This is a genomic window from Psychrobacter sp. 1U2 (assembly GCF_051847575.1).
Window position 1 is genome coordinate 1 of record NZ_JBPYDC010001274.1, and the last position, 646, is coordinate 646.

The window sequence follows — 646 nt, forward strand, 5'->3', positions numbered from 1 at the left end:
CATTGGCGGACGCTCAAATTCAGGGGAGGGCGGTGAGGATCCCACTCGTTATGGTACCCTACGCAACTCAAAAATCAAACAAGTCGCCTCTGGTCGTTTTGGGGTCACGCCTGCCTATTTGCGTTCAGCAGAAGTCATGCAAATTAAAGTTGCGCAAGGTGCAAAACCTGGCGAGGGTGGTCAGCTGCCAGGCGGAAAGGTCAATGCTTTGATTGCCCGCCTGCGTTACTCTGTGCCTGGAGTGACACTCATCTCACCGCCGCCGCATCATGATATTTATTCTATCGAAGATCTTGCCCAGCTTATTTTTGATTTAAAACAAGTCAATCCAGATGCCTTGGTCTCAGTTAAATTAGTTTCGCGTCCAGGCGTTGGTACCATTGCGACAGGTGTAGCAAAAGCTTATGCCGATTTGATTACCATCTCAGGGTATGATGGCGGTACCGCAGCCTCGCCACTGTCCTCTATTCACCATGCAGGCTCGCCATGGGAGCTAGGGTTAGCTGAGACGCATCAGTCGCTACGCGTCAATGGTCTGCGCGATAAAGTACGCGTGCAAACTGATGGTGGCCTCAAAACAGGCCTTGATGTGGTCAAAGCCGCTATTCTTGGAGCAGAAAGCTTTGGTTTTGGTACCACACCGATG

At 51.1% G+C, this 646-nt stretch carries 1 protein-coding gene; it reads left to right on the forward strand.

Annotated elements, in window-relative coordinates:
• The coding region (locus ACS8FD_RS21610; RefSeq protein WP_439277384.1) for a glutamate synthase-related protein at positions 1–646 on the forward strand (646 nt) is incomplete at both ends.